23 protein-coding genes and 2 other annotated features are annotated in these 26,486 nt (G+C 38.4%); of the genes, 6 read left to right on the top strand and 17 right to left on the bottom strand.

Going from position 1 to position 26,486, the window contains the following annotated elements:
* The first annotated feature begins 137 nt into the window (after positions 1-137).
* Entirely contained in the window at positions 138-1,469 is a 1,332-nt protein-coding gene (locus tag I0Q91_RS08310; protein ID WP_270454000.1) for a L,D-transpeptidase family protein, read from the top strand.
* Between the two features lie 88 nt (positions 1,470-1,557).
* The gene (locus I0Q91_RS08305) at positions 1,558-2,988 is read left to right on the top strand and encodes a peptidoglycan-binding protein (protein WP_270453998.1); all 1,431 of its coding nucleotides are present in this window, start codon (positions 1,558-1,560) and stop codon (positions 2,986-2,988) included.
* A 113-nt stretch (positions 2,989-3,101) separates the two neighbouring features.
* On the opposite strand, the gene I0Q91_RS08300 is transcribed toward I0Q91_RS08305, so the two are convergent.
* The 4 genes from I0Q91_RS08300 to thrB are packed head-to-tail and all read right to left on the bottom strand — an operon-like array spanning position 3,102 to position 7,896.
* Entirely contained in the window at positions 3,102-4,886 is a 1,785-nt protein-coding gene (locus tag I0Q91_RS08300; protein WP_270453997.1) for a M3 family oligoendopeptidase, read from the bottom strand.
* A gap of 49 nt (positions 4,887-4,935) precedes the next feature.
* Positions 4,936-5,835 carry a 5'-nucleotidase C-terminal domain-containing protein gene (locus I0Q91_RS08295; RefSeq protein ID WP_270453996.1) on the bottom strand — a complete coding sequence of 300 codons (900 nt, stop codon included), beginning with the start codon at positions 5,833-5,835 and terminating at the stop codon, positions 4,936-4,938.
* 50 nt (positions 5,836-5,885) lie between these two features.
* Positions 5,886-6,974 (bottom strand): threonine synthase, encoded by a 1,089-nt coding sequence (gene thrC, locus I0Q91_RS08290; protein ID WP_270453995.1) that lies wholly within the window; start codon positions 6,972-6,974, stop codon positions 5,886-5,888.
* Positions 6,964-7,896: a homoserine kinase gene (gene thrB, locus I0Q91_RS08285; protein ID WP_270453994.1), complete on the bottom strand. Its 933-nt coding sequence runs from the start codon at positions 7,894-7,896 to the stop codon at positions 6,964-6,966. Before thrB ends, thrC begins: the two co-directional genes overlap by 11 nt.
* 156 nt (positions 7,897-8,052) lie before the next feature.
* Positions 8,053-8,290: a binding site (T-box leader), on the top strand.
* 184 nt (positions 8,291-8,474) lie between these two features.
* On the opposite strand from thrB, the gene I0Q91_RS08280 reads away from it, so the two are divergent.
* The 3 genes from I0Q91_RS08280 (at position 8,475) to I0Q91_RS08270 (ending at position 11,935) form a co-directional block, all read left to right on the top strand.
* Positions 8,475-9,731 carry an argininosuccinate synthase gene (locus I0Q91_RS08280; protein ID WP_270453993.1) on the top strand — a complete coding sequence of 419 codons (1,257 nt, stop codon included), beginning with the start codon at positions 8,475-8,477 and terminating at the stop codon, positions 9,729-9,731.
* Positions 9,728-11,161 carry an argininosuccinate lyase gene (gene argH, locus I0Q91_RS08275; RefSeq protein WP_270453992.1) on the top strand — a complete coding sequence of 478 codons (1,434 nt, stop codon included), beginning with the start codon at positions 9,728-9,730 and terminating at the stop codon, positions 11,159-11,161. The genes I0Q91_RS08280 and argH overlap by 4 nt, the downstream gene beginning before the upstream one ends.
* Positions 11,162-11,281: 120 nt before the next feature.
* Positions 11,282-11,935, top strand: coding sequence for a C39 family peptidase (locus tag I0Q91_RS08270; RefSeq protein ID WP_270453991.1), 654 nt, complete (start codon positions 11,282-11,284; stop codon positions 11,933-11,935).
* A 27-nt stretch (positions 11,936-11,962) separates the two neighbouring features.
* On the opposite strand, the gene I0Q91_RS08265 is transcribed toward I0Q91_RS08270, so the two are convergent.
* The gene (locus I0Q91_RS08265) at positions 11,963-12,481 is read right to left on the bottom strand and encodes a chromate transporter (protein WP_270453990.1); all 519 of its coding nucleotides are present in this window, start codon (positions 12,479-12,481) and stop codon (positions 11,963-11,965) included.
* Positions 12,482-12,490: 9 nt separating this feature from the next.
* Positions 12,491-12,793, bottom strand: a complete 303-nt coding sequence (locus I0Q91_RS08260; protein ID WP_270453989.1) for a YbjQ family protein — start codon at positions 12,791-12,793, stop codon at positions 12,491-12,493.
* A 104-nt stretch (positions 12,794-12,897) separates the two neighbouring features.
* On the opposite strand from I0Q91_RS08260, the gene I0Q91_RS08255 reads away from it, so the two are divergent.
* Positions 12,898-13,761: a M23 family metallopeptidase gene (locus I0Q91_RS08255; RefSeq protein WP_270453988.1), complete on the top strand. Its 864-nt coding sequence runs from the start codon at positions 12,898-12,900 to the stop codon at positions 13,759-13,761.
* Positions 13,762-13,889: 128 nt separating this feature from the next.
* On the opposite strand, the gene I0Q91_RS08250 is transcribed toward I0Q91_RS08255, so the two are convergent.
* From I0Q91_RS08250 to I0Q91_RS08200, 11 genes are all read right to left on the bottom strand, one after another.
* A complete protein-coding gene (locus tag I0Q91_RS08250) occupies positions 13,890-15,431 on the bottom strand; it encodes an ABC transporter substrate-binding protein (RefSeq protein ID WP_270453986.1) in 1,542 nt (513 codons plus the stop codon).
* 101 nt (positions 15,432-15,532) lie between these two features.
* Positions 15,533-16,489: an ABC transporter ATP-binding protein gene (locus tag I0Q91_RS08245; RefSeq protein WP_270453985.1), complete on the bottom strand. Its 957-nt coding sequence runs from the start codon at positions 16,487-16,489 to the stop codon at positions 15,533-15,535.
* Positions 16,486-17,460 carry an ABC transporter ATP-binding protein gene (locus tag I0Q91_RS08240; RefSeq protein WP_270453984.1) on the bottom strand — a complete coding sequence of 325 codons (975 nt, stop codon included), beginning with the start codon at positions 17,458-17,460 and terminating at the stop codon, positions 16,486-16,488. The genes I0Q91_RS08245 and I0Q91_RS08240 overlap by 4 nt, the downstream gene beginning before the upstream one ends.
* A 16-nt stretch (positions 17,461-17,476) precedes the next feature.
* Positions 17,477-18,382, bottom strand: coding sequence for an ABC transporter permease (locus tag I0Q91_RS08235; protein ID WP_270453983.1), 906 nt, complete (start codon positions 18,380-18,382; stop codon positions 17,477-17,479).
* Between the two features lie 3 nt (positions 18,383-18,385).
* Positions 18,386-19,312, bottom strand: a complete 927-nt coding sequence (locus tag I0Q91_RS08230; protein WP_270453982.1) for an ABC transporter permease — start codon at positions 19,310-19,312, stop codon at positions 18,386-18,388.
* Entirely contained in the window at positions 19,305-20,516 is a 1,212-nt protein-coding gene (gene iadA, locus I0Q91_RS08225) for a beta-aspartyl-peptidase (protein ID WP_270453981.1), read from the bottom strand. The genes I0Q91_RS08230 and iadA overlap by 8 nt, the downstream gene beginning before the upstream one ends.
* A 268-nt stretch (positions 20,517-20,784) precedes the next feature.
* A complete protein-coding gene (locus tag I0Q91_RS08220; protein WP_270453980.1) occupies positions 20,785-22,881 on the bottom strand; it encodes a sigma 54-interacting transcriptional regulator in 2,097 nt (698 codons plus the stop codon).
* Positions 22,874-23,815 (bottom strand): phosphate acyltransferase, encoded by a 942-nt coding sequence (locus I0Q91_RS08215; RefSeq protein WP_270453979.1) that lies wholly within the window; start codon positions 23,813-23,815, stop codon positions 22,874-22,876. The genes I0Q91_RS08220 and I0Q91_RS08215 overlap by 8 nt, the downstream gene beginning before the upstream one ends.
* Positions 23,816-23,870: 55 nt before the next feature.
* Positions 23,871-24,110: a binding site (T-box leader), on the bottom strand.
* A gap of 77 nt (positions 24,111-24,187) precedes the next feature.
* Entirely contained in the window at positions 24,188-24,349 is a 162-nt protein-coding gene (locus I0Q91_RS08210) for a hypothetical protein (RefSeq protein WP_270453978.1), read from the bottom strand.
* A gap of 2 nt (positions 24,350-24,351) precedes the next feature.
* Positions 24,352-25,107, bottom strand: coding sequence for a TIGR03915 family putative DNA repair protein (locus I0Q91_RS08205; protein ID WP_270453977.1), 756 nt, complete (start codon positions 25,105-25,107; stop codon positions 24,352-24,354).
* Positions 25,108-26,376, bottom strand: a complete 1,269-nt coding sequence (locus I0Q91_RS08200) for a putative DNA modification/repair radical SAM protein (RefSeq protein ID WP_345790971.1) — start codon at positions 26,374-26,376, stop codon at positions 25,108-25,110.
* Between the last annotated feature and the right edge of the window lie 110 nt (positions 26,377-26,486).

Genomic DNA, 26,486 nt, shown 5'->3' with positions numbered 1-26,486 from the left:
TAATACCACAATTTTATATACTATTGATATGCATTGTTATTAATAATATGATATGATAATAAAAAAGTAATAAAATTTGTTGCAATAAGAAGGATTTTCTCAACTTATGGCCAATTATAATAAGAGGTGAAGTATTTATGATAACCAAGTTTTTATTAATCTTTTTAATTACAGGCATATTATTTACTCCTTCAGTAGATGCCTCTGAATATATTGATGAACTTCATGAATTATTAGAGACTGAAAATGATATAGAAACAGATTATCTCTGGCTTGAAGATGGTGAATTTAACCGGCACGGCCTAGAAATATATGAACTAATCAACCAGGCAGAGGCAAAGGGTTTAAATAGCCAGGATTATTTACTCGGAGATATAAACGGTATCTGGATGAATATCCGCTACCAGGATGTAGACAATATAGAAACTGAAAATCTAAAGGAACTGGATGAACTACTAACCAGAGCTTTACTTAAATATACAAGTGATTTAGCAACTGGAAGATTAGATTCTGAAACTTTAGAAAGAGAAATTGTTAATGAAGAGATTCTTAATGGCTTCCCCTGGATTATTGAATCAATTAAATCAGGTCGTCCAGTTAAAGAAGTTTTATCAGACTATGAACCAGACCATCCCTATTATCTTGCTTTATTAGAAGGATTAGAAAACAGAAATAATTTTAGCGATGATCAAATAGACGAAATCATTTTAAATATTGAGCGCTGGAGAATGGAATATGGACAGTTACCTGACAACCATCTGATCTCTAATATTCCATCATTCCGTTTAGAAGTATTTGAGGGAAGCGAATCTGTTATTAACATGAAGACTGTTGTTGGAACTCAAAATCGGCCTACTCCTGTAATGGAAGGCAATTTAAATAGAATGACAATCAGCCCTCGCTGGTTTATGCCAACTTCTATAGCAGTTGAAGATCACTTGCCAAAGGTAAAAGAAGATGTAGAACATCTGGAACGTGGAAATTATAGGGTCTATACCCTGGAAAATGGCGATTATGTTCAGGTCGATCCTGAAACTGTTGACTGGGAAGATGTTGAAGCAGATAAAGATGAGTTCCCATATTTTTTCTGGCAGGATTCTGGCCCAGGCAATGCTCTAGGGTCTTTAGTCTTTCGCTTTCCAAATAATCAGAGTATCTATTTCCATGATACTCCCGATACCCATCTCTTTGCTTTAGATGATAGAGCAAGAAGCTCAGGTTGTATCAGACTTGAAAAACCTATGGAGTTAGCAAAATATTTGCTGGAAGATATGCCTGAATGGCCTGAAGAAAGATTAGAAGAAAAAATTTCTGACAGAGATGAAACCTGGTTAAACCTTAATAGTACTTTACCTATCTATCTCACCTATTTTACAGTAGTTCCTGATGAGAACGGCGATTTAAGCTTCCATGAAGATATCTATGAAAAAAATGAAGATCTACTAAATGCTTTAAGCAACATAAACTAAAAAGAAAAGGCAGGTGTTAAAAAAATTGTGTTTTAAATTTCAACTAACGAGCGTACGCAAGTCCTTAATTTTTAAAACTACAGTTTTTTTGATTTTATTTTTAGCAACATTAGTCATTGCACAGAATAACAATCTATTAGCAGGTGAAGTCTTTAGTCCAGGCCAGGAAGATGAAAGTGTTGAAGAATTACAAAACAAACTTGAAGAGCTCAGTTTCTTCTCTGTTTCTCAGACAGGACTCTACGGTGAAGAAACAAGGAGAGCAGTCGAGAGATTCCAGGCAGCAGCAGATTTAAGGCCAGATGGAATTGCAGGTCCAGAAACATTAAACGCAATCGATAGAGCTTTAAATAGTATCGATATATCCCAGAGAGAAGAGCTAAAAATTTATACCCATAATGTAGACGTTATTTATCTTCAATATAAGCTGAGTCAGCTAGGTTACCTGGCTACTGAACCAACAGGTTTATTTAGAAATCAGACCCAATCAGCCGTAAAAGAATTCCAGACTGATCACGGAATTGATAGCGATGGAATTGTAGGCAGATCTACCTGGCAGGCATTAGAAGAAGAGTTCGATCAATTAGGAGACGCTACATATGATACAGATGATATTGAAGAAGATATAGAAGATGATACTGAAGAAGCAGTAGCCGAAGCTGAAGATCAAAAAGAAACAACCGAGCAAACAGCAGAAGTAAATGTTGATGAAATGGAAATAATCAGAAGCGGTGATTCAGGAGAGGCAGTTGCAGAATTACAGGAAAATTTAATTGCAATTGGACTTTACCCATTAAGTGCAGATGGAGATTTCGGTCATCAAACCGAAATGGCGGTCCGCCAATTTCAGGAGATGTCAGGCCTGGATGTTGATGGTGTTGTTGGTCCGGCAACCTGGGAAGAACTCCTGACTGATGAAGAAGGTGAGGAAAAGAGTTCAACCTATCAGGTCAGGTCTGGTGATAGTCTCTGGACGATTGCCAATAGATTTGACGCTTCAGTTAATGATATCAGAGCAGCTAATAATATCAACGGAGATACCATTAGAGCCGGCCAGAGTATTACAATACCAGGTAATGGCGACAGTAATATCAATCAACAATCTGTAGAAGCATTGAGCTGGAGTCAGGTCAATCGACTATTCCCGAGAAATAGCACAGCAACAGTAACCGATGTCCAAACTGGCCTGAGCTTTAGAATTAAACGTCTATATGGAACTAACCATGCAGATGTAGAACCATTAACTGCCCAGGATACAAATGTAATGCGTCGAATATATGGTGGCAGCTGGAGCTGGGACCGGAGAGCTGTTGTTGTTAATATCAATGGTAGATTAATTGCCGGCTCAATTAATGGAGTTCCACATGGAGGCCAGAGCATTAATAATAATAATTTTAACGGTCACTTCTGTCTCCATTTCGAAGGTAGCAGAACCCATGGCAATAATAGAGTAGATTCTGAGCACCAGAATATGGTTAATAGATCTGCTTCACAGAATTGGCCATTATACAGAAACTAACATAAAAAATTCAATATAACAGGCAAGCCGCTATCCTCTCAGATAGCGGCTCTTTATTACTTTAAATTGTTAATTTATATTTTTTGTCCTGAATTTTAATCCTAATTTTAATCCTAGTATTGATCTTCAGCTAATTCTAAAAATCTATCAATATCCTGTTTTATAACTTCCAGGGAACCTTCCCAGAATTCAGGGTCATGAAGATCAATGCCAACCATTTCAGCTACATCAAGAGCCTTCTTCTGACCTGTTGCCCGCAATAGCTCATTATATTTATCTAAAAAATCATCCTCATCTTTTAGATACAGCGCATATACACCGAGACCAAATAGTAAGCCAAATGCATAAGGGAAATTATAATAATTATTGCCTGCAGAATAATAATGGGATTTATTAATCCACATTGAGGGGTGGAGATAATCATGGTCTAATGAGTCACCATAGGCATCTTTTTGAGCTTCTACCATCAGTTCTTTTAAATCATCAACACTTAAAGAAGCATTCTTTCTGGCCTCAAATAGCCTGCTCTCAAATAAGAACCTGCTATAGATATCAACAATCACCTGACCTGCGCCAGAAATACTGTTTTCTAAAATAACAAACTGCTCATCCTGATCAGCCTCTTTTAAAGCTGCATTGGTCACGATAGTCTCACTAAAGATAGAAGCCGTTTCAGCTAATGGCATTGGGTAATCAGTATTTAAGATACTCTCGCCACTCAAGCAGTAACCATGATAGGCATGGCCAAGTTCATGGGCCAGAGTTGTCATATCACTGAATGAACCGGTAAAGTTACTCAAAATCCTGCTCTCTTCAATCGGATTAATATTATAGCAGAAAGCACCGCCTCTTTTGCCATCTCTAGGTTCAGCATCAATCCAATTATTATTAAAGGCTTCCTCATAAAGGTCGGCCATTTCATCACTGAACTCCCTTATATTATCAATAATAAAGTCTTTAGCCTCTTCATAACTAAATTCCATCTCAACCTCACCTAAAGGCGCAAAGATATCATAAAAGGGCAGGCCTCTGTCATGGCCTAATACTTTTGCTTTAGCATTATAGAAATCATGGAAAGCCGAAAGATTATTTTTCATGGCTTCAAGCATCGCATCTAAAGTCTCTTTATCCATTCTTGAATTAACAAGAGTTTCATCTAGAGGTTCATCAAAACCTCTCTTTTCAGTAACTGTCAGGACTTCACCTTTAATGCCATTTAGAGCTGCTGCCACAGATTCATCTATCTTATCATAGGCTGCCAGCTCAGCTTCATAGGCTGTCTTTCTAACTTCAGGATCAGCTTTGAAATATAAATTCCTGACAACAGAAAGAGGTAGCTCCTGTTCTTCACCATCCAGTTCAATATCAACCATCAAAGTAGAAGTTAATTTCTGCTGTAATTTTGTCCAGGCTGAAGAGCCAGTTCTTTTCATCTCAGCAACTAAAACCTCTTCATTTTCAGACAATAAATACTGACTCTCCTCCAGTAATTCTTCAAGAACAAATTGATGTTCCTCCAATAAATCAGAGCCTGCCACAAAACCAGAGACAGTCTTTTCATCAGAGATTATCTCCTTTAGCCAGAGCATAAATTTAACTCTAGGAGCTGTAATCTTTACAGCTTCTTTTTCTAGCTCATCGATCAACTTTAATGCCTGCTGGTTCCGGGCATCAACACTTACCTTCAATTGTAAATATGCCATTAATAATGTCATTAGCCTGTAGAATTCCTGCATATTTTCAATGAATTCTTCTGCAATTTCCTGGTTACTCTTATCTTCAGCAGGTTCCCAGCCAGACAGACTTTCCAGCTTAGCTGAAAACTCTTTCCTGGTATTTTTGAATTCATCACTATCAATTGCCGGAAATAACTTTTCTAAACTCCACCTTTTCTCCATTAACTTGGCCTCCTGTAATGATTAAATAAAGCTACTATTAAAATATAAATTAATTACTTAACTCAAATAAATCTACTTCAAATACTCCCCAGCCACGAAGAGTTGTCTCAATTAACTCCAGGCCTTGAATCTCATACTTTTCAATAAAATCAACTGCATCAGGATGGGATTGATAGACTAAAGGGCTTGCAGTTTCAAAAGGTTTTAAACTCCAGTTATTAGACGGAGTTGGTTCAACTGGACTATGGGCCTCAACATATTCAATCAGAATGTCAAGATTTCTGTCATCAGAACTATATACAGTTGATTCTCCATCCATATGGGGAAAACCGCCATCTGCCCGGTGATTATTGGTAATCACAATAAATTCATGGTCTTCACTCAACTCATCGCCCATATAAGTGGCATATACTACCCTCTCACCGACTGGTTTAGTCAAATCATACTGATACTCAATACCCTCAATAATATCATGATTATAGGCATTCTGATCATAATTGACAATATGCTGTTCTTCTTCAAGCTCAGGATCAATCAGCTCAAAATGGTTGCCAACATGCTCTAACCAGTCAATAATCTGAACTCCATTTAATTTGACTCCCCTGACTTCATTATCATGATAGATATAGATCTCATTTAAATCATCCCAGCTCAAATCACCGGCCTCAACATAGGCAAAATCATTTCTGCCAAGTCTACCTGCTTTAAATGGTGCTGCTGCCGATAAAACTGGAAGATCTGCATACTCTGTATCAGCCAGTTCCCTTTCGCCATACCAGATCTGAGCCTCATTAATTAACTGAGTTGGCGCTGAATCAAGAATACGGCCAAAGTAAGTCGTTAAATCAATCGCTGAGACTCTATCAGAAGCATTAACAGAGACTGCCATTGAAAGAGTAATGATGACAACTAAGACTAAAACAAAACTAAATAATTTATAATTTTTCAATTAAACCCTCCCCCTTATTTTTAAATATTTGTACTATATTACTTCTAAATTTATTTTGAAATACCTGCTTCTTTTAATAAAATATTTAGATCAGCCTCAACTGCTTTTGGAGGACTGATCTCCTCTAAAGCAAGTTCAGGATCTTTCAGACCATGACCTGATAGAACTGCTACAACTTTACTCCCATTAGCCAATTCACCTTTTCTGGCCTGTTTAATCAACCCGGCAACAGAGGCTGCTGAGGCCGGTTCACAAAAGATCCCGGAAGTTGCTGCGATAGCTTTATAAGCCTCTAATATTTCAGCATCAGTTACTGAGCTTATTAGACCACCAGATTCTCTGGCAGCATTTTTTGCTTTCTCCCAGCTGGCTGGATTACCTATTCTGATCGCAGTTGCTAGTGTTTCAGGCTTTTCAATTACTCTATCATATGTAATTGCCGCTGCTCCTTCAGCCTCAAAGCCCCACATCTCAGGCTTCTCTCTTATCCTGCCAGCCTCAAAATATTCATTAAAACCCTGCCAGTAAGCTGTTATATTCCCGGCATTCCCAACTGGTATCGCCAGAATATCCGGGGCAGCACTTAAAGCATCAACAATCTCAAAGGCTGCTGACTTCTGTCCCTCAATCCTGTATGGATTCAGGGAATTCACTAAAGTTACAGGATAATTATCAGTTAATTCTTTGACCAGCTCCAGTGCTTTATCAAAATTATCTTTAATCTGGATTATTTTAGCCCCATGGATTGCAGCCTGGGCCAGCTTTCCTAATGCTATATTACCTTCAGGAACAACAACAATTGTCTCAATCCCAGCCCTGGCCCCATAGGCTGCAGCTGCTGCCGATGTATTACCAGTTGAGGCACATATTATAGCCTTACTGCCTTCAGCAGCTGCCTGACTTACAGCCAGTGTCATCCCTCTATCCTTAAAAGAGCCAGTTGGATTGGCCCCGTCATACTTTAAATATAGCTCTATATCAAGATTAAACTTCTTAGCCAGTTCTGGTACAGGCAATAACGGGGTATTCCCCTCCTGTAATGTAATTGGAGCTGCCCCTGCTTTTAATGGCATAAATTCTCTATAGGCCTCAATTACTCCTGGCCAGTTATTATTCAATAAATTTTTATTAACACTCATCGTTATCCTCCCTTTTTGAATTAAAGTTTGTAACCTGAGCTCCTAAAATATCGGCTCCAGTAATTACTGTTTTAGCCTTTACACCATATTCCAGCCAGACTTTCCTGATTGTTTCTGCTATCTCTTCCTCTCTATCCCGGGCAAATGCTAGAATTGATGGCCCTGCTCCACTTAAGACAACACCAATTGCCCCCTCAGCTTTGGCCTGATCCACAAGCTGATTCCAGGCCGGTGTTTCAGCCAGTCTGTATGGCTGATGGATTCTGTCATTTAATAACTCCTGTAACATCTCCCAGTTGCCACTTGCCAGTGCAAATGGCAATAGAGCTGTTCTACTCTGATTATATGTAATATCTTTCATTTTAATCCTGGAAGGCAGCAACCTTCTCTGTTCCTCAGTATTGGCCATATAATCAGGAACTGCTAGAATTAATGAGAGATCCGGGTGGGGATGGAGTTTTTCCCGATAAATCCTATCGCCTACAGCAGTTATATTCAAGCCACCAAAAAGGGCCGGAGTGATATTATCTGGATGACCCTCAATCTCATAGGCCATACTTAAAATATCACCCTGGGATAAACCTAATTCATATAAACTATTTAAGCCAACAAGGGTCCCGATAATTGCTGCTGCGCTACTTCCAAGCCCTTTACCGGCTAAAAAGGGTAATTCTTCTGTGATCTTAAGGCCCTTAAAGCCTCTATCAATTTTGTTTTCCAGATAGTTTAAAGTTCTTTTAATCAAATCATCCTGGAGATCATAGTTCTTATCTCCTGAAATTTTTAAATTAATTTCTAATATTTCACCATCGATCTTTTCAAATTTAAACCTGTAATAAATCTGGAGAGCCATCCCTAATGTATCATAGCCTGGCCCTAAATTTGCTGAAGTTACAGGCACTTTAACTTCTAAGTAATTCATAAAAATCATATCTCCTTTATATAATAAATACTATAATCCACTAATACCTATTATACAGTGAATTCATCTCTTCGACAAATTAAAGTGAAAAATTAAAAATAAAGCTTGCATTTAATTTTAATACAGGTTATAATAAAAAGCAATAAAATAAGTTTGCAAAAATCGTTGATCAGGAGAGTAGGTCTAAAATAGTGGATAAAGCGAACTGGGTTGGTGGAAGCCAGGGAAACTATTTAGATTGAACCGCACCTGTGAGATATTTCAGTCAAAGCTAACTGCTTATAGCTGAAATCGCTTACCGGCGTTACAGAGTAGAGTGGATCGTTATCTGGCAATAACCAGATGACCGTCAACTAGAGTGGTACCACGGTGATATTATATCCCCGTCTCTTGCTAGCAACAGCTGGCTGAGACGGGGATTTTTTAGTTTTATAAAATTTTAATTTTAAAGGAGAGGTTAAGATGAACTTAAAAACTAACAGGCGACGATATAGACTAACTGAAAAGAATGAAATCATTGATAAGTACATTATCGCAGAAAATAAAGATTGACTAAAAAATTTTAGGAGGAATAAATAATGATTAATAAAATAGTTTTAGCATATTCAGGTGGTCTAGATACATCAGTCGCAATTAAATGGTTACAGGAGAAATATGACGCAGAAATTATAACTTATACAGCAGACTTAGGACAGCAGGGTTTAAATAAAAAGGAATTAAAAGAAAAGGCATTAGCAACAGGAGCCAGTCAGGTAATAATTGAAGATTTAAAATCTGAGTTTATCAATGAATATGTCTTCCCGGCACTCCAGGTAGGTGCTGTCTATGAAGGCAAATATCCGATGGCTACAGCCCTGGCCAGGCCTTTAATCGCCAAAAAAATGGTTGCAGCTGCCGAAGCTGTTGGCGCAGATGCCGTCGCCCATGGCTGCACCGGCAAAGGTAATGATCAGGTCAGGTTTGAGACTGCCTTTGCGGCTTTAAACCCAGAATTAGAAGTTATAGCTCCTTTGAGAGACTGGGGCTTTACAACTAGAGATACAGAAATTGAATATGCTAAAAAACATGATATCCCTGTAAAGGCTACAAGTTCGTCTCCATATAGTATTGATGAGAATATCTGGGGAATAAGTGTTGAATGTGGACAGCTGGAAGACCCATGGTTAGAGCCACCCTCTGATGCCTATCAGTGGACAAATGACATTGAAAATACTCCAGATAAAGCAATCTATCTGACTTTAGGTTTTAAGTCAGGAGTGCCTGTAACACTTAACGGCCAGACATTAAAACCGATTGAACTGGTTGAAAAGTTAAATAAGATTGGAGCAAATTATGGAGTAGGCAGAATTGATATGGTTGAAAATAGACTGGTCGGCATTAAATCCAGAGAAATCTATGAAGCTCCAGCTGCCTCTATTCTTATGCAGGCCCATCAGGATTTATCAGCCCTGGTCCTTCAGAGGGAAACAATGCATTTTAAAGAAACTTTAATGCCTAAATATAGCGAGACAGTCTATTATGGCCTCTGGTTCTCTGAATTAAGACAGGCCATGCAGTCATTCTTTAATAGCTTTAAGGATAAAATCAATGGAGAAGTTAAGATAAAATTATATAAAGGCCAGGCCAAAGTTGTTGGCAGAAAGTCTAATAATTCCCTCTATGACAACGGCCTTGCCACCTATGATAAGAGTGATAGTTTTGATCACGATGCAGCAGCTGGTTTTATCAAGCTCTGGTCACTGCCATTAAAGACTGCCGGCAAAGCTAAAAATTCAACAGGAGAAGATAATAATATAGAAGATGAAAATAAGATAAATAAGAGGCAGATAATATGAAACTCTGGGGCGGAAATTTCAAGGGGGAACAGGACAGTAAATTAAATAGCTTTAATTCTTCACTACCCTTTGATATTAAATTATATAAATATGATATTGCAGGCAGCAGGGCCCATGTAAAAATGCTTGCAGCCAGAAATATAATCGCTGAAGAGGATAAAGATAAAATTTTAAATGGCCTGGCGATAGTTGAAAATCAGATCGAAGACGCTATTAAAAATAATGCCTATCTTGATTTTGATGCCGAAGATATTCACAGTTTAGTTGAAGAATTATTAACTGAGGAAATAGGCTCAGTAGCCGGTAAAATGCATACCGGTAGAAGCAGAAATGATCAGGTAGCTCTGGATATTAAGCTATATTTGAAGGATCAGATAAAAATTCTTCAGGATCTTTTAAAAAAATCAATTATCACCCTGGCTAAAATTTCTGAACAGGAAGTTGAAACTTTAATGCCTGGCTATACTCACCTCCAGGCGGCTCAACCAGTTACTTTAGGTCATCATCTAATGGCTTATGCCTGGAAATTAAAACGGGATTATGATAAATTAGCTGATATCTATAATAGACACAACCTCTCCCCACTTGGCACCGGAGCTCTGGCTGGCAGTAGTTTTTCTCTGGATAGAGAGATGGTGGCAGAGGAACTAGGTTTTTCAGGAATAACAGAAAACTCTCTGGATACTGTTAGTGACCGGGATTTTATTCTTGATTTTCACAGCTCAGCTGTTAATATAATACTCCATCTCAGCAGCCTGGCTGAAGAAATAATTGTCTGGAATAGCCCAAATTATAATTTCATTGAAATAAGTGATGAAATGTCAACAGGAAGTAGCATTATGCCACAGAAGAAAAATCCAGATGTTGCTGAGCTTATCCGGGGAAAATCAGGTAGAATTTTAGGCAACCATACTGCCCTTGCAACAACTTTAAAGGGTTTACCATTAGCCTATAATAAGGATTTACAGGAGGATAAAGAGGGCCTATTTGATACTGTTGATAATTTAAAAGAAATTCTAAATATCCTCCCTAATTTTTTAGAATCTATCTCTTTTAATAGAGAAAATCTTGAGAAGGCAACCTATAGTGGATATTTAAATGCCACTGAACTTGCTGATTATTTAGCCGATAAAGGCCTGCCCTTTAGACTTGCCCATCAGGTTTCCGGTAAGACAGTAAATTATGGAATAAAGAATGACTGCCAGCTCTCTGAAATTAAAATTGAAAAATTCCAAGAAATCCTGGATCAAGTTATAAAATCCAGCCAGAATAATAAAAATCAGAGCGAAAATTATAATATTATGATTGATCAGGAAATCTATAGCTGGTTAGACTTAAATAATGCTGTCAGAAGAAAAAATATTCCAGGTGGCCCTGCTCCTGAGCAGGTCAAAAAACAGATTATTAATTTACAAAATTTATTTAAGTAATTCATATCATTAAGAGCTATTCTCTTGCCATTTACAAAAAAATAAGGTATAATTGAAACAGTAAATGTGATAGTTTTGTGAATATATTTTGATAAAACTTCACAAAAGGGAGATGGCTATATGTTAAAATATCTAACAGCAATACCTCTAGTGATTGCAATCATATTTATTGGAACTTTTACAACTCCATTAATTTCTATAGATCATTTATTGCCAACTGAAACCAGGTTATCTGCAGACCCATTTAATCCTATCAATTTTAGTCTTAATTTAGATCTAGAAACTACAAGTTTTGATAAGCAGGGTTATAATATGTGTTCAGGTTATGCAGCAGCATTTATTCGTAGATATTATGGCCAACCTGCAACTGGAACTCAGATTTATCGAGAAATTGCATACAGACTGCCCTTTGATATAGGCGTTCCACCTCATAGATTAATCTCACACTTTAGAGATAACAATTTAAATGCCTCTGCCAGAACTGGTGGTTTAGATGAGCTAAAATATTTCTCCTCTCAAGAAATACCTGTAATTGTCCTGGTGGGTGAAGGTTTGAAATGGCAACATTATATGGTCTTAGTCGGATATAGTGAAGATGACAATGAGATGTATTTCTATGACCCTGAGACTGGTCCATCGATGGTAGCCCGGGAAAAGCCTGGTAACAAAACTTTATCGACTGATAGATTCTTAAGTATCTGGGAGAATAGATTACCGATTTTTTCTCAATTATTTATAACAGTTGAAGAGATCCAGACAGACAAATCAGCATAAATTTAAGCCCCTTCACCGGGGCTTTTTTTAAAATATAAATATACCTAATATACCTACCAGTAAAATCAAAAGGCCAGGATGTAAATTAGTTAATAATAATATAAGAAATACTAAACCTGCTATTATAAAACCTGATATGTTCCAGGATAGTGCAGCTGAAGATGTATACAGGAAATAAGCTATTAAACCGGCTGTAGCAAAGCCAACTGCTTTTAAAAAGGATGCAAAGTTTGGCGAGTCCTGCAGCTGAGCCATTAAAGAAATTAAAAGGATTATAATTATTGCCGGCGGCAAAATAACTCCAAGATTAGCCACTATCATCCCTGGAATCCCTGCCACTCTATAACCTGTTAAGGTCGCAAATTTGATTGAAATGGCACCTGGAATCCCCTGAATTATTCCAGTGAATTCTACAAACTCATCCCCTGTCATCCATTGATAATTATTAACGACTTCTCTTTCTATTAATGGATATAATACATAGCCTCCGCCAATGCTTAATGCTCCTACCCTGAAAAAGGCAACAAATAAATTTATTAAAACCAATTATATCACCTAAAACTTAATGGCAGTGCCATAGGCCACAATCTCTGCAGCACCAGAAGTAATAGTTGAGGTTGCAAATCTAACACCAATTACTGCATCTGCTCCTAACTGTTCGGCATCAGCTTTCATCTCTTCTAGGGCCTGATCTCTGGCCTCTTTTAATAGATCAGAATACTCCTTAACATCTCCACCAAAAATCTTTCTAATACCAGCAGTCACATCTTTGCCAAGATGAACGGCTTTCATTTCACTGCCTCTAACAAGGCCTAAAGTCTCATATTCTCTTTTTAAATCAGTAGTTGATAATAACATGATTTCCCCTCCTATTTACTTGTAAATATCAATTATCCTGTTACAATATAATTATAGCATCAAATCTTAATAAAACAAATAACTAAATTGAAGGGATAGATATTATGACTAAAAAAAGATCGCCAGATATAATAATTTTTATTTTAATTACATTAGTTTTTTTAACTCAATCAGGTTTTACTGCTGATATTTCATTTAATACACTGGAGCCTGAAGTCGGTAGTTTTATAACTGTAAAAACCAATGCTGACCTGATAGATGGTGAAGTCATTTTAAATAATGAAAGTTTTCCGATCAGGGCTGATAGTGACCGTGGTATAAGCATTGTGCCTATCTCTTACTGGTGGTCTCCAGGTGAATATACCGCTACTATTGTTGATAACCAGGGAAGAACCTGGCTTAAAGAGAATGTTAAAATAAAAGATGCCGATTTTGATAAAAGTTACTTAACTATTGATGACGAGCAGGAAGAAACTGTGAGGCCAACAGATCCTGAGAATCAGGCAAGGAGAGCCAGGGATCAGGAAATGGTTCAGGCAGCTAGAGCTGATAGCCATCCAGACCGGCTCTGGTCTGACAGTTTTATCTGGCCTCTGGAAGGACGCTTAACAACAGATTTTGGGGCAACCAGGTATCATAATAATGAACTGGCTAATAGACATAATGGTATAGATATAGCAGCACCTACAGGCACACCGGTTATAGCCAGTAATACTGGCAGGGTTACCCTGGCAGCTAATCTACTTGTAACTGGCAAAACAATAATAATTGATCATGGCTGGAATATTTATTCATCATATTTACATTTAAGTGAGTTGTCTGTTGAAGAAGGTGAATCTGTTAAACAGGGCCAGGAAATTGGTGCTGTTGGTTCGACAGGCTTTTCAACAGGCCCCCATCTCCACTGGTCGATATCCTATAATCGTGTATTTTTAGATCCTAGAGATTTTGTTGATTTAGAATTATAAAGGACTTAAATTAAAATTTATAGATAAATCCAAAAGACAAAGGCTCTGGCTATTGAAACCAGGGCCTTTATCAATTTAAATTATCTATTTTAATTATCTTTTACCATTTTCTATTCAACTATAGAGATTTATTCAAAACTCCAGAGATTAATATGGGAAATTGGGTTTCTAAAGTCATTAAATAAATCTTCTGGAATATGGAGCTGGTCATTATAAGCTAAACCATCAATTGGCCAGTATAGTGGATATGAAGGAACATCTTCCATGGCAACTTCCTGAACTTCTCTAAATAACTCCCAGCGTCTTTCTGTATCAGTCTCAACTCTTATCTGGCTAATTAATTCATCGACTTCATCATTGTGATAGACACCAAAGATAGGATTCCAGCTGGATTCTGAGTACCAGTTCTCAATAAAACTGAAGGGATCTGGAGCTGTAGCAGACCATCTTTCTCTAAAGATAGGAGCCTCGCCTTCACCGGTTGCATCCAGATAAGTACCCCATTCCAGGGTTACAACTTCAGCCTCAATTCCAACATCAGCTAACTGCTGCTGAATCTGTTCAGATTCCATAACTCTTTCACGATAACCTGAAGGAGCATAGATCTCAGTCTCAAAACCATCTGGATAACCTGCTTCCTCTAGTAACTCTCTTGCTCTATCAGGATTATACTCATAGGCATTGGCATCAGGAGCTGAGGCTGCATGGAAACCTGGAACTCTACCAACTGCAGGAACTGCAAGATCTCCACGGGTTAAGGCAATTAATTCTTCTCTATTTATCGCATAGGCAACAGCCTGCCTCAATCTCTTATCAGAAAAGATAGAATCATCTCTCTTGTTAAATACAATTCTATGGTCCTGGAAAATTTCAAAGGAGCCAAATTTTAACTCTGCAGCTGGATTATTTTTTAAGCTATTATATTCATCTGCAGGTAATTCAGCGATAAAATCAATTTCTTTTGCCTCTAGAGCCATAACTGCTGTACTAATTTCAGGATAGAAGCGGAACTCTAGATTCGGAATCTCTGCAACATGATGCCAGAAATCTTCATTTCTTTCCAATTCAATAAAGGCTCCTGAATGATGTTCTACAAATCTATAGGGTCCACTACCGACTGGATTTCTTTCATATGCCTCCCAGCCAACATCTTCTATATAATCTTTAGGCATAACATGGCCTCTTAAACGGGCTGTTGTTAGAAAAGCTACATCTGGACTCTCTAAAACTATTTCCAGAGTATAATCATCAAGTAGATTTAACTCTTCAATACCCTCATAATAACTGTGATGAGGTGAGCCCATCTCTTCATCCATAAACTGCTCATATGAGAATTTAACATCTTCAGCAGTTAATTCATTGCCATCATGAAAGGTGATACCCTCTCTAATATAAAATGTATAAACAGTTCCGTCTTCAGATACTTCATAATCCTCAGCAACTGCGCCGTCAGTAATATAATTACCTTCAGAATCCAGTTCAATTAATGGATCATGGATCATGCTAAGAATATATCCAGCTTCAGTATCTTCTCGGGTAACTGGATTAAGTCTGGAAGGTTCTGATTGTATCGCTACTCTGACAGTATCACGGGCCATAACTTCTCCATTCGCCATCACAACAAGGCCTAAAACTAAACTTAATGCTAAAATGATACTTAATTTTTTCAAATTAATCCCTCCTGAGTTTTATAATAATAGATCTAAAAACTATCGCTATTTTAGTTAAAACCACCTCCCCAAATTAGTTGCTAAAATTTCAAATAAAAGAATCAGTCTAAATCATATAAATGACAGGCAACTTTTCTACCCTCTCTATATTCAAATGCTGGACTTTCCTTTTCACAGATAGCCATCTTCTCCGGGCACCTTGGATGAAAATGACAGCCAGCCGGTGGATTTACCGGGCTTGGAACTTCGCCCATCAATACTGAGTCGAGTCTCCTGGCTGGCGTTGGCTCTGGAACTGAACTAAATAAACCTTTAGTATATGGATGCAAGGGTTCTTTAAACATTTTTCCAACTTCTCCCTGTTCCACCATTCTGCCAAGATACATAACACCTATTCTATCTGAAATCACACGGATTAGATTAATATCATGGGAGATAAAGAAATATGTTAGATCCTTCTCCTCTTTTATTTTTGCCAGTAACTTTAAGATTTTAGCCTGGACTGAAACATCCAGAGCTGATGTCGGCTCATCCAGAAAGACAACCTCTGGGTCAACGGCTAAAGCCCTGGCAACAACGACTCTCTGTTTCTGACCTCCAGACAGTTCATGGGGATAGCGGATCATATGTTCTGCCTGCAGCCCCATACTTTTTAACAACCTTACAATTTCAACAGTTATTTCTTCTCGACCATTAGCAAGGTTATGAATCTTAAAGGGTCTGGCCAGGTTATCATAGATTGTCATTCTAGGATTAAGGGAAGTATGGGGATCCTGAAAGACAAGGCTCATCTGTCTTCTAAGTCTCTTTAGCTGATTTTTTTCATAACCAGTGATATCTTCTCCTTTAAATTTGATCGTTCCACCACTTGAATTTAATAATTTAAGTAATAATCTAGAAAGGGTTGATTTGCCACAGCCTGATTCGCCAACGAGACCAAAAACTTCACCAGACCTTAATTCCAGATCTACACCATCAACTGCCCTTACATCACCTTCTTTGCTGGGAAAAATTTTCTGTATCTTATCAGCTTTTAATATTATATCTGTTGAATTCATGATAAGTCCTCCTTAAAACAGGCAACCTGATGATCTGGAGCTACTTCCTTTAATTCAGGTGGCTCTTCTTTGCATTCTGGCTTTGCATGATCGCATCTGGGATGGAATCTACAGCCTGGAGGAGGATTAATTAACCTCGGTACAGACCCTGAAATCTCAACTAGATTATCAATACTGGTCTCAGGTCCTAAAACAGAACTTACCAGTAATTTACTATAGGGATGGACAGGATTATTAAAAAGTTCTTCCATTGGAACATTTTCAACTATTCGACCTGCATACATAACAGAAACCTGGTCACAGATTTCACTAACTACTGCCATATCATGGGTTATATATAGAATCGTAATATCAATCTCTTTTTGTAAGTCTTTTAATACCTTGATAAATTGGGCCTGAATCGAGACATCTAAAGCTGTTGTCGGTTCATCTGCAATCAATAAAGCTGGCTGGCAGGCCAGATTTAAAGCAATCATCACCCTTTGTTTCATGCCCCCAGATAGCTGATGGGGATATTTTTTTAACAATCTTTCTGGATCAGGTAACCTGACACTATCTAAGGCTTCAATCATCTTCTTTTTTCTATCAGCCTTTTTCCCAGGCTGATATATTCTTAATACTTCATCTAACTGATCTTCAATTGTAAAAACAGGATTTAATGATGAGCCCGGGTCCTGAAAAATCATGGCTATTTCATTGCCTCGATAATCCCTCTGCAACTCATGCTGAGTCTTTGCCAGAAGATCATCTCCATTATAAAGGATTTCGCCGCCTTTAATCATAGTATTACTGTCAAAGAGGCCTAAAACTGTTCTACCAGTAACACTTTTGCCACAGCCAGTCTCGCCTATTAAACCATGGATTTTACCCTGTTCAACTTCTAAATTCAAACCATTTATTGCTTCTAATTCTCCCTCTTCTGTTGAAAAGGAGAGATATAAATCATTGATATCGAGTATTGGTGACATCATCTATTCGCCTCCAGTCTTACGATCTATCAGCTGTCGGATCAAAAGCATCCCGCAGCCCATCGCCAATAAAATTAAATCCTAATACAGTAAACATGATAAATAATCCGGCAGTCGTTGAAATCCAGGGAGCCTGTAATAAATAATCTCTACCTGCTGAGATTATAGAGCCCCAGGAAGCTATTGGAGGTTGAACTCCAAGCCCCAAAAAGCTTAATGTTGCACTGGCTATTAATGCCGTTGGCATCATTATACAGACCATGATGATAGCAGTTGAGACAGCATTAGGGAGTATATATCTAATAATTATTGAAGGGGTAGATTCTCCAATCGATCTTGCCGCTTCCACATAATCACTTTCTTTAATGGATAGAATCTTACTCCTTACCATCCTGGCAAAGGTTGTCCAGCCCACTATTCCCAGGGCAATAACAACATTATAAACTCCCTGACCTAAAACACCTGCAATAGCCATAGCCAGAATTATAACAGGGAATGACCTTAAAATATCAACGAGCCGCATGATAACACTATCGACCCAGCCACCAAAATAACCGGCTAAAAGTCCCATAGTTATTCCAATTGTACCTTCAAACAGGATTATTAAAATCCCAATTGATAATTCAATCCTGGCACCATAGATTAACCTGGAAAGCATATCCCTTCCCATGGCATCAGTGCCAAGTGGATGTTCTAAGGAGGGCGCCTCAAGTCTTCTTAAAGGAGCGGTTCTGTAGGGATCATGAGGCGCCAGTACCGGAGCAAAAATTGCTATTAAAACCATTATTAAAACAATTATTCCACCTATTAAAGCCAGCTTATTTCTTTTAAACCTGGACCAGACCAGGGCCAGCTGACTGGTTTTTTCCTGTTTTAAATTATCTATATCTTTTTTAATCTCTTCATATGTTAAAGTATCTTCCATCGGTTAGTCCTCCAATCTGATCCGGGGATCGATAACAGAATATAATAAATCAGCAAGTAAATTAGCCATAACAACTGCAAAAGAAATCAGTAATAGGATTGCCTGAACAACCGGGAAATCCCTTGAAAGAACGCTATTAACCAGCAATGAACCCATACCGCCCCAGGCAAAAACAACTTCGATAACAACACTGCCTCCTATTATCCAGGGCAATCTCAAGGCAATCATTGTTATAAGAGGTATCAGCGCATTCCTGAGGGCATGTTTGGCAATAATTACCCGTTCTTTGATTCCTCTGGCCCGGGCTGATCTAATATAGGCCTGGTTTAATACTTCAAGCATCTCAGACCGCATTGGCCTGGCAAACCAGGCCTCTTCTCTAAGGCCCAGGGCAAATACTGGCAGAACTAATGATGCTACACCAGCCATTCCACCGATTGGAAACCAGCGGAGCCGGAGTCCAAAAAAGTAGAGAAATAATATTCCAAGCCAGAAAGCTGGAATCGATATCCAGAACATTGCCTGTATAGTAGTTAAATAATCGAGCCAGCTATTTCTTTTAATAGCGGCCAGAATTCCTAAAGTAAATCCTAGAATCACAGCCAGCACCAGCGCAGAGACTGTCAGGGTTAAAGTAGGCCACATCCTGGTCAAAATAAGTTCATGAACAGGCCGGTTATATCTGATTGAATAACCGAAATCACCCTGGAGAACTCCGCCAATCCAGGCACCATACTGAACAGGCAATGGTTCATTTAAATGATGCTGTTCTCTAAAAATCTCAATATTTTCTTCAGTTGCAAACTGACCTAACATTATTCTAGCTGGATCGCCTGGTGCTAAATGGAGAATCATAAAAGCGATAATAGAAACACCAACCAGAGTCAATAATGTTCTTCCTAATCTATTTAATAAAAACTTTTTATTCACTATTGCCACCTTCCTCTTTTGTTTCCTCAAAGGTTCCAGTTATAAGAGGATTTCCTCCATCAACCATTAATTTGCCGCTGGCAAATACCTTGTCAATACTATAATCATCTTTATCAACTATCACTAGATCTGCATCGAAACCTACACCAATTTTACCTTTATTATCTAATCCTATTGCTTTTGCTGGATTAGATGTTATTAATGGAATAATTTCTCCTAACTCAAAATCCTCAGAATACAATATTTTTTTGACTTCATCATAAAGAGATGTGACTTTTCCTACTTTTAAACCAACTAACTCTCCCTTTTCATTAAAATCTGGTAAACTACCCTGGCCATCAGAACTAAATGAGATCAAATCAAAATCTACTCCCGCTTCTCTGGCAGCCATTAATAAATCATTGCTCTTAAGACCTGCTTTCGGTTCAACTCCACCATTGGATGTTGTAAAATCAATTCTGCCACCATTTTTTGCATATTTCAGCCCTTTTTTCAATATATCTTCATTCCTGTTAACATGGGTTGGCAGAAACTGAGACCTGGGAATTTCACTCCTATTGATTGCTTCTTCAATAAAATCAAAGCCTGACTCGCCAGAGCCTAAATGGATATTAACGACTCCACTTTTCCCTGAGAGCATTCCGCCAGTCCTGGCAAGTGATACAGCTCTAAGAAATTCACCTAAACCAGGATGAGCTGAACGATGGTCAGCAATTGCTATCTCGCCTAAGCCAATTACTTTATCAATATAAATAATATCTTTATCGATGGAGCCGGTTAAGGTTTTAACTGGAAACTGGTATGAACCTGTGTAAATATATGTAGAGATACCCTCTTCAGCAAGTCCCCTGGCCTTAGCCAGTAGGTCGGCCATATTTCTGGTTGTGCCGTCAGTTCCAAGGCAGCCAACAACTGTTGTAACTCCACCAGATGTTATCTGACTCAATTTAATTGGTGGTGTTCTGCTGGCAAATCCACTTTCTCCTCCACCTCCTGTTAAATGGACGTGATTATCTATAAACCCAGGCAGAATATAGTCTCCTCCAAGATCAACTTCTTTTAAGCCTGGAATTGCAATAGAATTAAATTCTTTATCTATAGCAATAATCTCGCCTCCGGCAATAATTATCTCAGCAATTTCTTCTTTTTGACCATCTAATATCTTACAATTTTTTAAGTAAACAGAATCTGAACTAAAACCCATTTAAACGGCACCTCCAGGATAGACCAAATAGTTTTTATTTTAGAAAATATCTTACTATTTAATAATTGCATTTTTTATGCCAGATATAGAGTTTCTGCCTGATTTTTATCTATTATTTCTATGATCGTTGATATTATAGGAATTATAAATGTATATTTTTTTAAATATGCCCTCTCCATTACATTATCAAGAGATTTTAAAATCTAATTGGTTCTTTATTGGTTGTTCATTGGTGGTCTTATTGGCATTATCGGCGCCAATACACCAATTAATTTAATAATTTCTTTGCCTTACCTGATAATAATGTTCCATGTCTTCCTCTTTTTCTTTCCAGATAACCTTTATCCTCTAAATTAACCAGGCGATTTCGAACCTGGTACTCTGTTAATTCATATTCTGAACCCTTAAGGCTTTCTGCAAGAGTTTTTCTGCCAACTAAATCGCCTTCAGCTCTTATCTCTTTAATCTTTTTAAGAATATATAACTCTTCTTTATTTAAGTCATTATTTAAACCAGCTAAGCTTTTTGCATAGCCGGGTGAACCTTTAACAACAACTGAATCTTCAAGACCGGTTGAATCGTCAAATACTCTGGATTTCTCCTGACTCCCTATCTGAAAGAATCCTGGATCTGGAATATCTTCAAGGGTTAAATAGTTGTCATCACTGACAGCAAGCATATAATTTAAAATATTCTTTAACTCTCTGACATTGCCATACCAGTTATAACTTAAGAGTTCATCGATTACCTCATTAGTTATTTCAATTTTATGGGCAGATTCTATCTCGATAAAATAATCTAAAAGCTCTCTGATATCGCCTTTTCTTTCCCTTAATGGCGGGATTCTAATATAACCTGTCTTAAGTCGATAGTATAAGTCCTGTCTGAACTCTCCAGCCTCCACCAGACTGGCAATATTCTTATTGGTGGCTGCAATTATTCTTACATCAACAGGTTTTATCTCATTACTACCTATTCTCATAACCTCTTTTTCCTGTAATACCCGCAATAATCTGGCCTGCACCTTTTTAGATACATCACCGATTTCATCTAAAAAGATCGTTCCGCTTTCAGCCTGTTCAAAGAGTCCGGCTTTGCCGCCTTTTTTAGCTCCAGTAAAGGCCCCCTCTTCATAGCCAAATAACTCACTTTCGATTAGATCATCATGGAGAGCAGAAAAATTCACTGCCAGAAAAGGCCCTTCCCGCCTATTGGAAGCATTATGGATGGCCCCGGCAAAGAGTTCTTTGCCTGTTCCAGTCTCTCCTTCCAGTAAAATAGTCAATTCAGTCTCAGCTAACTTTTTAGCAACTCTTCTTGCTTTTTTAATCTTATTGCTGGTGCCAATAATATCTTTAAAGGTATAGCGGGCATAATAGCCACGATTAATTAGGTCCTGCTTTAACTGGCGATTATTGGCCAGGGTCTCCTGGACATTCTGGAAGACAGCTATTATATTATCAGATTCAGAAAGATAAAACTTATTTACTGAGGTGCTGGTGCCGCCAAGGGCAAAAATCTCTTTTTCTTCCTGCTCAATATTCATTAAAAATGAGAGCAGGTCTTTCCTGTAAATAATATCCTGGACAGCTCTACCCTGCAGGTCCTTATCTCCGAGATCCAGCAATTCTCTAACCTGGCCAGTGGCCACAGAAATCTTGCCTTCAGGATTATAAACAAGTACTGCCTCATTCAAACCGTTGATGATCTGGTTTAACTGAGAGTTTAATCTATTGATTTCCCGAGCAGAATGGGCCAGTTTTTTACCCATCTTGATAATCTTCTGGAGATATTTATTGGAAAAGCGATTGGCCTGATTTTCAAGGATACCCAGGGAATTTAAAATGCTGACAATAGTTGTGTAATCCATTAGGCGGGGGCCAATATCTATAACCTCCTCAACAAAGCCAGGAACTTTATCAACTTCACCAGGTGTTAAAGCCAGCCTGGCTTCCTGGATCTCATTTTCATCCAGGCCAGGATAAAAGGGAATCAATTCTAAATGATCAAGGCCTACCTCCTCTAAAGCTTCAATGCCATTAATTGCAGCTTCCTTAACATCATTAACAAAGATCACCGGGCTGCCTTCAGGGAGAAAGAAAAGCTCATCCAGGGCATCAAAATCAATAGTTCTTCTGGCAATAATCAGCCTGGAGCTTATCTTATCTAAATCCCAGAATTCCAGAAGCTCCTCATAGGCCAGCCTGCTTGATATAACTATTAAACCATCAGGGAGTTGTTCAGGTAAATACTCATCTATTGCAAAACTGCTTAATTCAATATAATCTGGAAGATATTCTTTTAACTGACTGGCAAGGGTTTCCCTGGTCTGATCGGTTCCTGCAAATAAGACTACTTTATTCATTATATCGACTCCCCTGGATGACAGCCGCTGCTATTGAAGCCAGCCTGGTTTCTTTATCTGCTGCCCTTGATGGAATAGAGACCGGTTTGACGACACCGCCTAAAAGTGCTGCAATTTTGCCGCCGCCAAAATAAATGCTGCTTTTTCCTAATAGATTTCCTGAAACAATCTCCGGGGTTATCAGGATATCAGCTTCACCGGCAACTGGACTGTTAACCCCCTTTATTTCTGCAGCTTCTTTAGAGATTGCAAGGTCTAGAGCAAATGGGCCATCAAGTCGGGCACCTATCATGCATTCATCAAATTCAGAGATGATTCTTTCAATCTCAACAGTTTCTGGCATATTCTGATTTACCTTTTCAACAGCTGCCAGGAGAGCAACCTTAGGTTTCTCCCAGCCAAAGTTTTTAGCAACTTCAATTGCATTACTAATTATGGCCTTCTTTGCCTGAAAATCAGGGGAGATATTCATCCCGCCATCTGAAATAAAAATCAACCGATCTAAAATTGGGATATCGGCTAGAATTAAATGGCTTAATGTTTCTCTTTTTAAAAGCTCTTTGCCAGTATCCAGGAATGTACTTAAAATTGTTGATGTTGAGATTAAGCCTTTCATCAGGATATCTCCTTCAGTTGTAAGAAGTTCAACAGATTTCAGGGATTTAGAGCTGGCTTCAACTGCATTAAATATTTTATAATTATCGAGATTTAGATTAAGTTCTTCAACGATCTTTAAGATTTCTTCTCTATCACCGACTAAGTAGGGCATAATCAGGCCATCCTGATAGGCCTGATCTACAGCTTCCATGATAGCCCTATTTTCTGGTCCGGCTATTATAAGATTCTGGGCTGCCATCCTGCTGGAAATATCAACTGCATTTTCATAGAGCTCTTCAAAATTTGCTGGCGGTAAGTTTATTTCCTGATCTATCATATTATTTCACTCCTATTAAAATAATAAACCCCGTCCCAGACCAGCAAATTTGCCAGAAAGAGACGGGGATATAATTTCACCGCGGTACCACTCTAGTTGACGGTCATCCAGTCATTACTGGATAACGATCCACTCTACTCTGTAACGCCGGTAGGCGATTTCAGCTATCAGCATATTAGCTTTGACTGAAACATCTCACAGGTGCGGTTCAATCTAAATAGCTTCCCTGGCTCCCACCAAACCCAGCTCGCTCTTTCCACTAATTTAGACCTACTCTCCTGATCATCGACTTTAATCCTTTAACAAGTATTTATTATTGCTAACCATTATATCCCCTATTTAGATAAATTGCAAGAAAAACTTAAGATTAATTCAATCACCGGTAAAAAATCCGACTACAATTACTATAACAGCAACAACTCCAAATAAATAGAGAATCGGCAAAAGCAGATAATAACCGGTAATTCCATAAAATAAAGAGACCATTAATGCAAGTATTAATAAATTAAATAAACAACCTGAATCTTCTCCCATTCTTATAGCCTCCTATCCTGATTCTCAAATTCAAGCAAAAATTCTCTGTATTTATAGGGGATAAAATTGGCCTGAAGTTCTGGATTATATCTTTCATCAATTGCTATACTTCTAAAAAACTCCTGCCAGATTTCCTGATAATCAGCCTCCTGCTCGCTTAATTCCAGCCGGGGCAGGAGATCATCTGAAATTTCAAGCCAGCTTTTACCGTTATAAATAACCGCCATCTTTCTGCCCAGATCATGGATAATCCACTGTTCACTGGCCAGTCTTGCTGCAAAATGGGGCGCAAGTAATCCTGAAATATTATAGTCTGGCTTATAGGGGCCATAAAGAATACCCTGATCAAGTTCCCTAAATCTGAGGAGCCCCTTAAAACGATGCCGTTCTCTACTGACCTTTCTGGCAACCTTTTTGACTTTAAGGACTGAACTATCTGTCCAATTTTTCTTTAGATTGACCCTATCAGCAAAACCTAGATAGAGATAGTCAAAAATCGCAAGCTCAATTCCTGGAAATTCAGATAAAAAGGAATAATAGGCCTTCCTGAAAACTCTGGTAGAGAGCTTAGCCTTTGCCGATTTAATAACTTTATCAGCCAGTTCCCCATCAGTTTCAATCTTAACAGTCTCTGAAAATAAATCGCCGTGAAAATCAGCCTGCTTAAAAATTTTGGTCGGTCTAACTTTATCTTTAAAGGTCCAGTAGATAAGGGTCATAAAACCAGTAAAAGTACCGTCATACAAATAGGTCTTCATCTAGCCGATCACCTGCTCTTTATCCAGATTGGTCTCAGCAAATAAGCTGAGCTGCTGATTTTTACCTTTTTGATCTCGGGCGACCCTGGATTTGATTAAATCAGGGTCAAAGGGGATCCCGGCCAGATATTTGCCATCACAGAGGATAAAGTATTTTGCCCGCTTTAAAACTGGACCAAGCTTTTTAAGGTTATCAGGGGAAAGCCTGGCCTCTTTTCTGGCAGAAATTATCCGCCTGGCTGAAGTCGGGCCGATCCCTGGAACCCTTAAAAGCTGCCAGTAACCGGCCTGATTGACCTCTACTGGAAATTTATCTAAATTGTTTAAAGCCCAGTCAAGTTTTGGGTCAAAGTCAAGATTGAAATCTGGCCTGTCAGGTCCTAAAATCTCATCTGCTCCAAAATTATAAAACCTGAGTAACCAGTCAGCCTGATAGAGCCTGTGTTCCCTTAATAAAGGCGGCCCAGAGACGGCAGGAAGCCTCTTATCTGGAGTTACAGGCATAAAGGCAGAGTAATATACTCTTTTGAGATTAAACCTGTTATACAGGCCTTCTGAGAGTTTTAAGATCTGGAAATCCTTCTCAGGGCTGGCCCCGACTATTAACTGGGTCGTATGGCCTGCCGGAACAAAATCAGGTGTCGATTTGAACTTTTTCTTATCTTCTTTATACTCAACTAAGTCAGTTCCGATCTGCTCCATTGGCTGGAGAATGTCAGTTGCCTTCTTCTGGGGAGCCAGACTTTTTAAGCTATCCCTGGATGGCAGCTCGATATTAATGCTCATCCTGTCAGCCAGCTCACCTGCCTGGCGGATTAGCCTATAATCAGCCCCAGGTATGGCTTTGACATGGATATAGCCGTTAAATTGATAGCTATTCCGTAAAATCTTTAGAGTTTTCACCAGCTGCTCCATGGTATAGTCAGGATTAAGAAAAACTGCCGAACTTAAGAATAAACCTTCAATGTAATTACGTTTATAAAAATTAATCGTTAATTTTGCAACCTCTTCAGCTGTAAAACTTGCCCTGGGTTTATGATTGCTGGCCCTATTGATACAGTAAGCACAATCATAGATACAGTCATTGGAAAAGAGTAGTTTTAATAAGGATATACAGCGGCCATCAGATGACCAGCTATGACAGATCCCAGATGGAGCAGCATTACCGATTCCACCTTTTTGATTTGCCCTGCTGCTGCCACTGGATGAACAGGAAACATCGTATTTGGCCGCTTCAGCTAAAATTTCAACTTTCTTCCGGGTATCTATCTGCCCCACCTCCTGGATGACAATTTATTAATCTAACGATAACTGACATATTATTAATCAGTCTATAGATTAATTTTACCATCCATACAGAGGTTTGGCAAACATGAGTT

Origin of the sequence: Halonatronomonas betaini (assembly GCF_015666175.1) — a bacterium.
Taxonomy (GTDB): domain Bacteria; phylum Bacillota; class Halanaerobiia; order Halanaerobiales; family Halarsenatibacteraceae; genus Halonatronomonas; species Halonatronomonas betaini.
This window is presented reverse-complemented; position numbering and strand designations above follow the sequence as displayed.